We start from the raw sequence: 13,297 nt of genomic DNA on the forward strand, positions 1-13,297 counted from the left end.
CAAAAGTCTCCTTTGATTTTAGAAATAGGCGTGTTACAGCTTCTTTACGGTCTGACGTTCAATGAGACGAACGGGAACTACGACATTCTCATTCGGTTGATCCAGGGAATTCTCGATCAAGGTGATAAGGCTTCGTGCAGCTTGATATCCCATCTGTCCAAAGTCCTGGGATATGGTGGTCAGCTTGGGTTCAACGAAGCTTGCGAGATGAATGTTGTCAAAGCCCACGATGGAGAAATCATCCGGTACCGACAGACCCAGCTCTTTGGCAATCTGAATGATCTCGATCGCAATTAGGTCATTCTCGGCAACAATCCCCGTAATTCCCTGCGTCATAACGGATTGAATAAACTGAATATAATATTCTCTGCCGTTGTCGTTGTCATGGGACAAGTACCGGTCGGTCAAGTCACTGACGCTGTAATCGATCAGGCTGTAATCATACAGAGCCTTCAAATAACCGAAATACCGCTCTCGGATCGAGGAAGAGTTTTCTACCTTCAAGGAGGAGATAAAGGCGATTTTCTTATGATGATTCTCGATCAGATGTTTGGAGGCCAGGTATCCGCCGCCGAAGTTGTCGGAGACAACGGACTGGAATGGAATGCCTTCAATGCATTTATCCATCGTCACAAGCGGGTACTTAGCTAGGTGATACTGATACAGAATGCCAAGATCCGAGATGCTGCTTATCGGGTAGAGAATCAATCCCGAATTGGCGCTTTGAAGCGCGGCTTCCAGCAGCTTCCGCTGTCCGACAATCGTATTGGACTGAATGTTCAGGGTATAGTCGGTCGTTGCGAGAAATTCGTTGATGCCTTTTTCATAATCTCCAAGCCCCGGGTTATGAGTGAACGGCAGAATCAGCAGGATCTCCTTGTTCGTCTTGCCCAGGGGCCTGTGATGGGCCCTGTCTGTGCTCACGAAACTTCCCTTGCCTTGGATCCGGTAGATCAGCTTGGCATTCTCCAGCTCGGTCAGCGCTCTCTTCGAGGTGATCCGGCTGACGTTGTATTCTTTCGAAATCTCAGCTTCGGTCGGAAGCTGATCTCCAGCCTGAAGCTTTCCGGATTCAATCTGGGCTGTTAGAGCATTTACGATATGTTGATATAGTGGAATTTGTTCCAAAGCGGATCTCCTCCCTGAATTTGATATATCATTTTGTGGCGTTTATGTCAAAGACTAATGATACTTTTGATAAAAAGTTACAGTTATTATGTTTGAATATACAAAGAAATACACTGCTCATTGTGCATGTAGTTCAAAGATTCTATGTTCATAGTATCGTTTCCGCAGTTATATTTCAAGATTAGGCGCACTCAGCACCAATAAATTGGAGGATTTAATTGGTATATATTATAAACGAATACTACTATTAGTTGATATATCAAATATTCAAGAGGGGGGGCGGGCGTTGATTTGACAGTTTATCACTTGAGTGATAAATTGACTGTGATTAAGGGAGGGGAGGTGAAGGAATCAATGAAACAATTGGGATTTCATCAGGAGAACCGATTAGCCATGCTGTCTTGGATTCGGATCACCCGTTTTCAACAGATTGGCAACCACCTCTCGAATGAGTTCTTACAGCCGTTCTGCATCACGGTTGCCCAATTCGATGTCTTGATCCAGGTCTTTGCACACCAACCTTTATCACAACAGGAGCTGGCCGAATATCTTTCCATTAGCGGCGGCGGTGTTTCTCATATGGTGAAACGACTGGAGAAGCTGGGCCTGATTGTCCGCAAGCAGGATTGGAAGGTAAAGTATATCTCGCTGACGCATAAGGGACAGGCCCTACTGGAAGAGATTATCCCGCTGCTGTCGGATTTCCAAACTTCTATGTTCGACATTCTGGATGAACAGGAGTTGCAGCAGCTTTACAAGACCATGAGGAAGCTTCATCAGTATAATGTAAAGAAAAAGTCGGCAAACCCGGGGGGTATTGTCGAGGAGGCGTAGCTGAAGATCACGATGGCTGCCTTGCTTTCTTGCAGGAAATCGGATGGATTACTGAAAACGAGGAGGAGTCCCTTTAGGGGATTCCTTTTTTTTATGTGGATGTAAATGCACATATGTAAAAAACGGAAATTAGCGTTTGGAACAGGAGGACATCCGATGAATAAAAACTAAATGACCCCATCATACTAATGCCGTACTCGATCTTTGGGACGGCATATATGGTGAGGTGTGTTTAGTGGAATGGAACCAACATTATGACCCCTTAAATAATATCTGGTTATCGGCAATTGTTGCTACAATACCCATATTATTTTTTGTTATCGTTTTGTCAGTATTCAAAGTTAAAGGCTACATAGCAGGAGTTTTGAGTGTTATTGTTGCGGCCTTGATTGCAATGGTTGCTTACAGAATGCCTTTTTCTAAAGTATTGGGAACTGGAATTTACGGGGCTTTAGCAGGAGTTTGGCCAGTGGCGGCAATTGTATTAGCTGCAATATTTCTTTATAAGTTAACGGTGAAAACCGGGAAATTTGAAATCATCAAAGAAAGTATAATCTCAATAACTCCGGACAAACGCATTCAAGTATTGCTGATTGCCTATTGCTTTGGGGCATTTTTAGAAGGTGCTGCCGGATTTGGAGCCCCAGTCGCAATAACAGCGATCATCCTCGTTGGATTAGGGTTCAAACCAATCAATGCGGCCGGTATATGTTTAGTTGCTAACATTGCTGGAGGATCATACGGTGCAATGGGCATACCGGTAACGACTCCTGCCCAATTGACTGATTTATCTCCATTAGATGTAGCAAGCTATACATCTTATATTATTCCGATTGTCAGCTTCATTGTTGCATTCTTAGTTGTATTTCTGGTTGATGGAATGAAAGGCATTCGCGAGACTTGGTTATCGATCGTTGTTTGTGGAGGATCCTTCGCCTTAGTACAATTTGTAGTACTCAATACGATTGGTGCAGTTCTCGTTGATATTTTGGCTGCAAGTTTGAGTTTGATCGCTCTCACGATATTTACTTTGTGGCGTGAAAAAACCAAATACAAAAGTGATTTTAAACAAGTTACAGTCGCATGGCTACCATTCATCATGCTCACCGTATTTGTAATTTTGTTTTCACGAGTTACATTTAACAATCTCATTTTAAAGATACCAATCCAAGGTGTTCATAATGAAATTATCAAGCATCCACCAATAACAACCGAACCTAGTCCGTATGCGGCGATTCTCAACGTGGATCTGTTATCTTCAACCGTTACCGCGATCGTACTAGCAGGGTTATTGACTATTTTGATTTACCGTATTAAATGGTCAACAGTAAAAAGTTCAATAAAAGATACTTTTAAAGAACTGCTATTCCCAATCATAACGATATGCAGTGTTTTAGCCTTTGCTTATATTTGTAATTATTCCGGAATGTCGTCTACGTTAGGGTTAGCATTCGCTTCGACAGGAGGGTTATTTCCATTATTCTCTCCAGTGTTGGGTTGGATAGGTGTATTCCTAACTGGATCAGTGGTCAACAGTGGGTCATTATTTGCACCACTTCAAGCCGTAACGTCTAGCCAAATCGGAATTGATCCCGGGTCCATGGTTGCAGCCAACGTTATTGGTGGCGACATGGCTAAAATGATCAGCCCACAATCGATAGCCGTAGCGGCAGCATCAGTGGGTTTAAGTGGACAGGAAAATCAATTGTTTAAATTTACTATCAAAATAAGTCTAATATTCCTTGTTGCCATTGGGATAATAAACCTATTACTATACTAGGAGGATTTATGAAGAACAAAATTAGCCGAGTGGTATTAGTGGGCACAGGAGCGGTAGGTTGTAGTTATGCCTACGCCTTGATCAATCAAGGTGTTGTTGAAGAATTAACACTAATTGACATTAATGAAAAGCGAGCAGAAGGGGAAGCAATGGATTTACAACACGGTATGGCATTTGCTTCAACCACTACTCGTGTGACTTCTGGTACGTATGCCGCCTGCGAGAATGCCGATCTGGTGGTTATTACCGCAGGTGCTCCCCAAAAGGACAAAAATGAAACACGTCTTGAGTTGGTTGGTAAGAATGCGGAGATTATTCGAAGTATTACCAGAGATATTATGGCGAGCGGATTTAATGGTATCCTCTTAGTTGCAAGTAACCCTGTTGATATTATGACTTATGTTGCTTGGAAAGAAAGTGGTTTATCAAAAGAGCGTGTAATCGGATCAGGAACGACTTTAGATAGTGCTCGCTTTCGTTTCATGTTGGGTGAATATCTTGGAGTCGATCCGCGTAATGTTCATGCTGCAATTATTGGGGAGCATGGAGATAGCGAAGTTCCGGTTTGGTCTCAAGCAGCTATTGGGATCGAGGGTTTAGAGAAAGTATTGGCTAGACGCAACAACTCAGGAGATAAAGCTGCATTACTGAGTATTTTCGAAAATACACGAGATGCCGCGTACCACATCATTGATCGAAAAGGTGCTACCTATTATGGCATAGGGATGTGTTTGGCACGGATCACTAAAGCAATATTCGCAGATGAAAATAGTATTCTCCCGGTGTCATGTTTGATGGAGGGACAATATGGGCAGAGCGATTTGTACTTAAGTACACCTGCTGTAGTAAATCGTACTGGAATTAAGGAAGTTATTGAAATTGATTTGAATGAAACCGAAAGAGAGATGCTTGAAAAATCAGCAGCTGTTATGAGAGAAACGATCCATGGACTTAATAAATGAGCAACAATAATCGATCTTTCGATTGGATTTTTAACAACTCCTCAAAGGAAAATAGACTTTCTTGGAGAATATACAAGGTGACTTCCTCTATTCTAAGTTAGGGCGAAGTCCCTTTTTTATGCTTGGAACTCCTTGTGTAACAAGGGCTCAGGTTACTGCAAAATCCTCATATACATAGCAGGAACGTTCGTTCTATAATAAAGTCGATGAGTAAATGATCGTACAGGAGGGTGTTGTAGTTGAAGAAGAGTGCGCTATTGGTCATTGATGTGCAGAATGAGATGTTTCAAGTGAATGATCCGGTATTTGAAGGGGATCGATTGCTCCACAATCTCAAGCAGCTGATCGCAATAGCTAGAAGCGGCGGTGTTCCTGTCTTTTACATACAACATAATGACGAAAGTTTGAAGGCAGGGTCGGAGCCGTGGAAGATTAACCCCGAGATTGCGCCTGCGATGACGGATACGATCATTCAGAAGACTAGACCGGATTCATTCTATAACACGACGCTTGAAGAAGAACTGAAACGAAAGGGTGTCCAACATGTCATTCTTGCGGGTATGCAGAGTGAGTTATGTGTAGATACCACATGCAGGAGAGCATCCAGTTTGGGCTATGATGTCACGCTGGTATCAGATGCTCACAGCACCTGGAACAATTCGGTGTTAACCGCGCAGCAGATCATAGATCATGTGAACGCTACCCTGAAATGGTTTGCGGACTTAAAAACAACAGAAGAGATCGTCTTAACGACAGAAGCCGGCGTGTAATCGCCGGCTTTTTACATCCCCATAACTCGAATTTTCTGGATTAGAATATTCCTTCAGGTACCTTTCCTTCCCAGCAATCCGGTGCGTGAAGCCCCAGCACATGACCGATGACGGCGGCCGTGTCCATGATGCTGATCGGTGCATCGAGAAGGCCGGGTTTTACGCCCGGCCCCGTAATCCCCCAGCTGATGGTCATATCCATCGGGTGGTCACTGCCGTGGTCATTAGGATGAGCGCCTCCGCCGCCGTGATCCGTGACCGTGATGATCCAGGTGTCTTCCAGCAGCTGCTGATCATTCAGTGCCTTGACTATCATGTCTACGTACTTATCCGTAACGGCAATCTGCTCCAACTGCTTATCGGTACCGAATCCGTACTTGTGGCCCGCACCGTCGGGGTGATCCAACTGAATGAACATCAGTTTGAAATCGGGCTGCTGATGAATATAATCGACAATGGCTTCCGTCAGCTCGGGGTCCGGTTTGGATTCCATATGAACGTTGATCGTATTCTCAATGATTCCTGTGTTGATCGGTTCCCAGCAGCTGAATGCAGACAGAGGAGCATCCGGCCATTGCTGGCGGGCCAGCTTGAATAGTGATGCATAGGGGAAGCTCCCCGGAATTTGCTGGTGGATCGCCCGGTCATTATCAAGACCGTGTTGGTCCGGGCTTACGCCATATAACAGCGAGCCCCAACATTCAGCGCTGATGCTGGGAAACACGGTCTGAGCATCGTACGAGTATGCTCCTGCTTGCAGCAGGGCGTGAAGATGCGGTGCGTCCGCTTCTTGAACGAACCTGCCTGCTCCATCTATTCCAAGAATAACGACACGTTTAGCCATTGATAAATCCTCCTCGGTAAGAACCATTTAAATTTGATCTTTATTGAAGCTGAGTAAGAAGTTATGCAAAATGTGTACAGGACTGCTTACAGGCAATGACGGTTGCTACCCCCATAAGGCAATGGTAATGATACCAAGCGTGATGAGCACGGACGTAATGATTCGCCGCCAGCCTTGCTGCTCACGCAGAACGATGATGCCGAGTATGGTGCCAAATACCGTGCTCATTTCACGGACCGGCGCGATGTGCGCAAGCGGGGTGAGCCGCATGGCGAACAGGAACAGCAGGTAAGATCCCGGTGCCAGGATGGAGCCCAGCAGGATCGTGCGCCAGTTCACCGACCATTCCTGTTTCAGCCCTCTGGATAGCATCACGGGAACGATCAGAGCGATGAAATAACTGATGTTGGATAACTGGATTAGCGCGATAGGGGACACCCCCGCATCCAGAATGGCCTTGTCGGTCAGAGTATATCCGGAAATGCAAAGCCCGACCAGGCAAGCATAGCTTAAGGCTTTGGGGTTCAGGCTGGAAGGGCCTTTGAATCTCAAACCCGATAAAGCAAACAATGAAAAGATAATGATACTCAGGCCCATATAACCCGCTGCACTTAGATGCTCATGGAACAACACGAGGCTGCACAGCGAAGTCAGCATGGCGCCAAGCCCTCGCATAAACGGGTATACCTGGGACATATCGCCATGAGTATAGGCTTTGGAGAGCAGCGTGATATAGAAGCCTTGGATGGTCATGGACAGAAGCATAAGTCCGTAAATGTACGGTTCCAACTTCAGCCCTGACATCTCCATGAGAAAATAAGGCATCAAGAGGATTAAGGTGACCGAATGGATGCACCACAGAAACACCGATTTATGAATGCTTCGCTTCGTGAACAGATTCCAAAGGGCATGGGTTAAACCGGAAGACAGCACCAGCAGCAGTGATAGCAGCTCCATCAGAAATGTCCGATAAGGACTTCAATGCTGCGGGCGGACAGATTATCCACCCATTCCTGTGAACAGCCCGGATCCGTGATAACCATGGAGATGTCCTCCAGTTTGGCGAGCTTCGAGAACGTGGTGACCCCGAGCTTCGTATGATCTGCAAGAACGATACCTTCCTCCGAACGTTCCAGCATTTTTCGTGATATGTAGGCTTCATCCAGATCATAATCGGTAATGCCATCGGTTAATGAGATGCCGCCGACCGAGATAAATGCTTTATTGACCTTAAACTGTTCCAGCAGCATTTCGGTCAGAGGACCTGTTGCCGCCTGTTTGGTCCGATCCATATCCCCGCCGATATAAATAATCTTTCCCTGAAAAATCTCCATCGCCAGATTCAGGACAGGCAGCGAATGGGTGATGACCGTCACATCGGACCGGTCCTTAAGATAACGGATGACTTCAATCGTGGTTGTTCCGTTATCCAGCAGAATGGTCTCCCCTTCCTTGACTAGGGAGGCGGCGAGTTTACCGATCGCGGCCTTTTCCTCTGCGCATGTCTGGGAACGGCTGGTGAAGGACGGCTCAATATGTCCGGAACGCGATTTGACGGCGCCGCCGTAAACTTTGCGCAACTGGCCTTCTTTCTCTAAACGATCCAAATCCCTTCGGATCGTTTCCGCGGATACCTCCAGCTGCTCCGCAAGAGCGTGGACTTTCACTTTTCCCTCAAGCTCTAATTGATTTAAGATCTTCCCCCTGCGTTCCTCATAGGTTACAGACATAAATTCATTCACCTCAATGTTGTATATGACTGATGTTGACCGAAGATGTGGATTCGATCCTATATTAGGCTGGTAAAACGAGATTGTCAACGAAAAATCATTGACTTTTCGCCGTTCCCTCCACTAATATACACATAAAACCACAACAATTCATTAAAAAACCACATGTCCATGTAAAGGAGACGGTTATGTTGAAGTCAACTCTTCGATTCGGAGACGATCATACCTTTAAGATTGTGCAGTTCACAGATATTCATTGGAAGAATGGGGAGCCGGAGGATCAGATGAGCCGGCGCTGCATGGAAACGGTATTAGACCTGGAGCAGCCTGATCTGGTGGTATTTACGGGCGATCTCATTTATTCGGGGGAAGCCGATCCCGGATGCAAAAAGTGCCAAGATCCGGTGCAGGCATTCAAGGATGTTGTCAAGACGGTGGAGTCACGTGGAATCCGCTGGGCCTTCGTATTTGGTAATCATGATACGGAGGGAGATGTCACGCGTGAAGAGCTTATGAATGTAGCCCTGCAGCACACCTACAACTGTGCAGAGCACGGCTCGCCGGAAGTTCACGGCGTTGGTAATTATACGATTCCTTTATTCGACAGTCATGGGAAAGACACGGCGACCGTTCTGTATTTCTTCGATTCAGGGAGAGAGTCGGAACATCCTGCTGTTCCGGGGTACGATTGGATTCGGCGCGATCAGATCCGCTGGTATGAGATGGCGTCCTTGGCTTACAGCGCCAAGCATCAAGGAAATCCGCTGCCCGCATTGGCTTTTTTCCATATTCCTTTACCGGAGTACCAAGAGGTCTGGGAGCGGAAAACGTGCTACGGGAGCAAGTTCGAGAGAGTGTGCTGTCCCGAAGTGAATACCGGACTGTTCGCGGCCATGCTGGAGCGGGGCGATGTGATGGGCACGTTCGCCGGACATGATCATATCAATGATTACTGGGGTGAATTGCACGGCATCCGTCTCTGTTACGGCAGAGCTACCGGTTATGGTACATATGGCCGGGAAGGCATGCTCCGTGGTGCGAGGGTTATTCGCCTGCATGAAGGACAGCGGCAGTTCGATACTTGGATTACGCTGAGCGACGGCTCGCAAATACGGGAGCAGGAGAAGCATGAACCCGGGGTACCCCTCTGATATACGACAATAGTAAAAAACACACCTCTTATGAAATGTACGGACGTGATCCGGGTGGTTTCATGGGAGGCGTGTTTGGTTTGTATTATTATCCTTATCCGTTCGTAAGCATCCGAAGCAGCAGCTCCGCCTTGGGGAGCGTATTGATTTAGTCAGTCAATGATAAAGTAAAGGTATTTATTGGATATTTCAATACTATTTACGTACAAGAAGCATGAATTGCCTATAACTCCCCTTGTGTTCGCTTCAGAATTTTGGGACAATAAGGAGTGGACTATGAATAGAAAGAGGACCAATCAATGAATAAACCATCCATTTATGGATTAACATTAGATCAGTTGATAGCTTGGCTTGGCGAGCGTGGACATAAAAAGTTTCGGGCAACACAGGTATGGGAGTGGCTGTATCGGAAGCGGGTCACCGCTTTTTCCGATATGACGGATGTGCATCCGGAGTGCTTGCAGCTGCTCGCGGAGCATTATACGATTCTGACCTTGGAGGAGCATACCAAGCAGGAATCTCTGGACGGAACGGTTAAGTTCCTGTTCAAGCTGGTGGATGGCAACCTGATTGAGACCGTATTGATGCGGCATAAATTCGGTTTGTCGGTCTGTGTGACCACGCAGGTCGGCTGCAACATCGGCTGCAGCTTCTGCGCCAGCGGATTGCTGAAGAAAAGCCGGGATTTGTCCGCAGCGGAAATTGTGGAGCAGGTCATGCAGGTTCAGCTTCACTTGGATCAAAAAGGTAAAAGCGAGCGGGTCAGCCATCTCGTAGTGATGGGGATCGGGGAGCCGTTTGATAATTATGAGAACATGTCGGATTTCATTCGCGTGATCAAGGATCATAAGGGGCTTGCCATCGGTCCCCGTCATATTACGGTATCAACCAGCGGGCTGGCTAACAAAATCGTCGAGTTCGCGGACAGCGATCTAGGTGTGAATCTGGCCATCTCCCTGCATGCGCCGAATGATGAGATCCGGACCCGCATTATGAAGATTAACAAAGCGATTCCGATCGATAAGCTAATGGCAGCGATTGATTATTATCTGGAAAAAACGAATCGTCGCATCACGCTGGAGTACATTCTGTTGAAAGATGTAAACGATCAGCCGGAGCATGCGCTCGAGCTGGCAGAGCTTGTTGGCGAGCGACGCAATCTGGCGAATGTGAACCTCATTCCGTACAACCCAGTGGATGAGCACAGCCAGTATCAGCGCAGCACGAAAGAATCGATCACCTCTTTTTACGATACCTTGAAAAAACAAGGCATCAGTTGCAGCGTTCGTCTGGAGCATGGAACCGACATCGATGCGGCCTGCGGACAGCTGCGCAGCAAGCAGATTAAGAAAGCGCAGTAACAAGAATAACGCGCAATCTCAGGGGGATTTTTCCACCGTATGGATTGGCCAGTTGAAAGAGCGTACCCACTCATATGGGTATGCTCTTCTTAATAAGGTGTCCGAAGTGCTTTATATTACAATCGAATCGAGAGGAATGAACTTAAACATGCTGGAGACACATCCAACCGTCAAAAAGCTTCAATTCAAAGACCTCGGCCAGCCGGTTCTGATGCTAAACGCACCACAGGCCTATCATGAGGTCATCAACTCCCTGCAAGGGGATGTCCATACGGAGCCTAAGCAAGTACCGTACGATTTTGTGCAAGCCTTCGGGACAAGCAATGACGAATTGCAGCAGTTAGCCAAGATCGCAGCCAGCTCCGTGGCTGACAACGGTCTGCTGTGGCTGTGTTACCCCAAGAAGTCGTCCAAGACCTACAGGAACTCCGATTGCAGCCGGGAGAGCATTACGGGCATTCTTGCTGAAGAAGGCTATGAGCCCGTTCGGCAAATCGCTATCGATGAGGATTGGTCGGCCATGCGCTACCGTAAAGTAGAGTTGATCAAGTCTATGACCAGAACGTTCGCAGCAACCGCGAAGGGGAAGGATCGGACCGGTCAAGAGGACGATAAATAAAGGTAGGCGTTCATACGGTAGATCGGGTATTTGATATGGGCTGCCCGGCCCCAAAATGCACTGTTGTGTATAATGAGTAGAGTGATAGGAAGGATGGGAATATGCTGACAATCAAAGAATACAGCGTTGAATTGGTGAAGGATCCTTTTGGAATCCTGACAGGCAAACGCTTTGAGTTTGTATGTGATTTGGACGTGCCGGAGGATGATGAGCTTTATTCGGAGCATGGCGTCTATTTGAGAGTGATTTATCTGGATGATGAGGAGCGTTCGCGCATTGTAAAGTACGACTTTTATGAGCGGACAACGGACCAGTACCTGGACTTCGATATGGAGCCCGAGGAAGAGGAAGAACTCATGGCTTTTTGCAAAGAGCATTTGCAGGAAGCGTAAACAGAGTCGGACGATGTGAAACAGGCACTTGTGGGGCGACTTGGTCATGCTGTGCTGAGCCATTAAGGATCGCAGCTTCTTCAATGGAAAGTGGAAATATTGCCGAAACAGGTCTTGCAAAGTACGGATGGCTTTGATAAAGTTAAACACAACTTATAACGAACGGAGGGTTACGTATGTTGGATTATTCCCGATTGAGATCTTTTCGCGGCTAATGAAATAGCGCTAAAGAGACCTGCACAGATGCAGGGTAATCGGGATGGGTCCGTCTTTTTTACGTAACTCATTTTTATGATATGTCTATAGAAATATACGTCTATTCATTTGCGGGATAACGGTGTTTTCACCTTCCTGTTCTATTTGAATGTGTATTTCGAGTAGGCATTCCAGGAACGGTGGACAGCTAAGACCCGTTCCGGTTACCCAGCACAGGCAGCTCGATGCCTGTGCTTTTTTTGTTGTTATGATGGCCATGATGCAATGAAATATGGAAGGGGATTGATTCCTTATGACAATAGCAAAACACAATGATGAATATATACAAGTTATACAAGAGATGCTGGAGATTGCCGGAAAACACGGGGTGAATTTGAATCCGGAGGGAATTGAAATGAATGAATCCGGCATGGATTTCCTTGTTGGATTCGCAGAGGAAGCAGGGACCGGAGCACGGTGGATTCTGCGTAAACCGAGACGATCGGATGTGCTGGAAAGGGCTGATAACGAAGCCCGGGTCCTGAAGCTGATCGCATCCTATCTTCCAGTTGATGTACCAGATTGGCGGATTTATACGCCGGAGCTCATCGCCTACCCGCTGCTTAGTGGGGAGCCTGCCGCATCCGTCAGCTCTGAAGGCTATGCATGGAATATGGATCATGAGAATCCGGGTGACGGATTTGTCCGCTCATTGGCTGAGACGCTGGTTTCCTTGCATGGCATTGATCATGATGCGGCGCGAGCAGCAGGTCTGCGGGTGAAGAGTCCCCAAGAGGTTCGTGAAGAGACGGCGCGTAATATGGAAGACGTCAAGAGCCGTCTGGGCGTCTCCGATGCGCTGTGGGAGAGATGGCAGAAATGGCTGGAGGAGGATTCCTATGCGATCTTCATCCTCCTCATATCCTGATTGATCAGCGCGTGCAGGTTACCGGACTCTTAGACTGGACGGAGTCGGAGGTAGCAAGTCCCGCCAAAGACTTCGTGTTATACTACGCCATTTATGGCGAGCATAATCTCCGCGTCCTGTTGGATCGGTATGAACAAGCCGGGGGTAAGGTGTGGCCGCGCATGTTCGATCATATTGTCGAGCTGCACGCCGCGTATCCCGTGCTGATTGCCCAGTTCGCCCTCCTGACAGGTCAGGAAGAGTATATGACAATGGCGCGGAATGCCCTAGGATTGACGGAGGAGGCTTCCTCGAACTAGGAGATTGGCGGCAAGGAATTTTATGCTGTTTGGTGAGACTGCAAACCCACTGAATACAGCTCTTTAGAAAACTATAAGCCAACCGATGCATACATTCGGTTGGCTCTTTGCATGATATAAATTAACAGAATTCAACATTATTTTGGATGAGCTGTAGGACATATAATGAAATCATGGTGAAATAAGAAGTAAGGTTAACGGATTTTTACTACATTCGTAACGCAATTTACATACCTGTAAACCTCTTGGAAGGGTAAATATGTTATCCTAGACATACTAAACTTACATACATCATTCATTTAGG

Annotated in this window: 12 protein-coding genes and 1 pseudogene; 9 read left to right on the forward strand and 4 right to left on the reverse strand. The window is 46.8% G+C overall.

Annotated features, from left to right (window positions below):
- Positions 1–33: 33 nt before the first annotated feature.
- Positions 34–1,128: a GntR family transcriptional regulator gene (locus ABEW73_RS17460; RefSeq protein ID WP_430166595.1), complete on the reverse strand. Its 1,095-nt coding sequence runs from the start codon at positions 1,126–1,128 to the stop codon at positions 34–36.
- A 354-nt stretch (positions 1,129–1,482) separates the two neighbouring features.
- Between ABEW73_RS17460 and ABEW73_RS17465 the strand changes: the two genes are divergently transcribed.
- From ABEW73_RS17465 to ABEW73_RS17480, 4 genes are all read left to right on the forward strand, one after another.
- Positions 1,483–1,962 carry a MarR family winged helix-turn-helix transcriptional regulator gene (locus ABEW73_RS17465; protein WP_430166597.1) on the forward strand — a complete coding sequence of 160 codons (480 nt, stop codon included), beginning with the start codon at positions 1,483–1,485 and terminating at the stop codon, positions 1,960–1,962.
- 226 nt (positions 1,963–2,188) lie between these two features.
- Positions 2,189–3,742: an L-lactate permease gene (locus ABEW73_RS17470; RefSeq protein ID WP_430166599.1), complete on the forward strand. Its 1,554-nt coding sequence runs from the start codon at positions 2,189–2,191 to the stop codon at positions 3,740–3,742.
- Between the two features lie 8 nt (positions 3,743–3,750).
- Positions 3,751–4,704: an L-lactate dehydrogenase gene (locus ABEW73_RS17475; RefSeq protein WP_430166601.1), complete on the forward strand. Its 954-nt coding sequence runs from the start codon at positions 3,751–3,753 to the stop codon at positions 4,702–4,704.
- Between the two features lie 239 nt (positions 4,705–4,943).
- A complete protein-coding gene (locus tag ABEW73_RS17480; protein ID WP_430166603.1) occupies positions 4,944–5,474 on the forward strand; it encodes a cysteine hydrolase family protein in 531 nt (176 codons plus the stop codon).
- A 40-nt stretch (positions 5,475–5,514) separates the two neighbouring features.
- Here the strand turns inward: ABEW73_RS17480 and ABEW73_RS17485 are convergent, their stop codons facing one another.
- The 3 genes from ABEW73_RS17485 to ABEW73_RS17495 all read right to left on the reverse strand — a co-directional run bounded on the left by ABEW73_RS17485 (position 5,515) and on the right by ABEW73_RS17495 (position 8,048).
- Positions 5,515–6,318: an alkaline phosphatase family protein gene (locus ABEW73_RS17485; protein ID WP_430166605.1), complete on the reverse strand. Its 804-nt coding sequence runs from the start codon at positions 6,316–6,318 to the stop codon at positions 5,515–5,517.
- 105 nt (positions 6,319–6,423) lie between these two features.
- Positions 6,424–7,275: an SMR family transporter gene (locus ABEW73_RS17490; RefSeq protein ID WP_430166607.1), complete on the reverse strand. Its 852-nt coding sequence runs from the start codon at positions 7,273–7,275 to the stop codon at positions 6,424–6,426.
- Positions 7,275–8,048: a DeoR/GlpR family DNA-binding transcription regulator gene (locus ABEW73_RS17495; RefSeq protein WP_430166609.1), complete on the reverse strand. Its 774-nt coding sequence runs from the start codon at positions 8,046–8,048 to the stop codon at positions 7,275–7,277. Before ABEW73_RS17495 ends, ABEW73_RS17490 begins: the two co-directional genes overlap by 1 nt.
- A gap of 191 nt (positions 8,049–8,239) precedes the next feature.
- Between ABEW73_RS17495 and ABEW73_RS17500 the strand changes: the two genes are divergently transcribed.
- The 5 genes and pseudogenes from ABEW73_RS17500 (at position 8,240) to mphI (ending at position 12,993) form a co-directional block, all read left to right on the forward strand.
- Positions 8,240–9,199 (forward strand): metallophosphoesterase family protein, encoded by a 960-nt coding sequence (locus ABEW73_RS17500; RefSeq protein WP_430166900.1) that lies wholly within the window; start codon positions 8,240–8,242, stop codon positions 9,197–9,199.
- Between the two features lie 299 nt (positions 9,200–9,498).
- Complete coding sequence (rlmN, locus tag ABEW73_RS17505; RefSeq protein ID WP_430166611.1) at positions 9,499–10,560, forward strand: 23S rRNA (adenine(2503)-C(2))-methyltransferase RlmN; 1,062 nt, start codon at positions 9,499–9,501, stop codon at positions 10,558–10,560.
- A gap of 148 nt (positions 10,561–10,708) precedes the next feature.
- Positions 10,709–11,179 carry a DUF3052 domain-containing protein gene (locus ABEW73_RS17510; protein ID WP_430166613.1) on the forward strand — a complete coding sequence of 157 codons (471 nt, stop codon included), beginning with the start codon at positions 10,709–10,711 and terminating at the stop codon, positions 11,177–11,179.
- A 101-nt stretch (positions 11,180–11,280) separates the two neighbouring features.
- Positions 11,281–11,571: a DUF6509 family protein gene (locus tag ABEW73_RS17515; protein WP_076323794.1), complete on the forward strand. Its 291-nt coding sequence runs from the start codon at positions 11,281–11,283 to the stop codon at positions 11,569–11,571.
- A 508-nt stretch (positions 11,572–12,079) separates the two neighbouring features.
- Positions 12,080–12,993 (forward strand): annotated as a pseudogene (mphI, locus tag ABEW73_RS17520) (macrolide 2'-phosphotransferase MphI).
- Positions 12,994–13,297: the final 304 nt, after the last annotated feature.

Source organism: Paenibacillus lautus (assembly GCF_050482385.1).
Taxonomy (GTDB): Bacteria; Bacillota; Bacilli; order Paenibacillales; family Paenibacillaceae; genus Paenibacillus_AQ; species Paenibacillus_AQ lautus_B.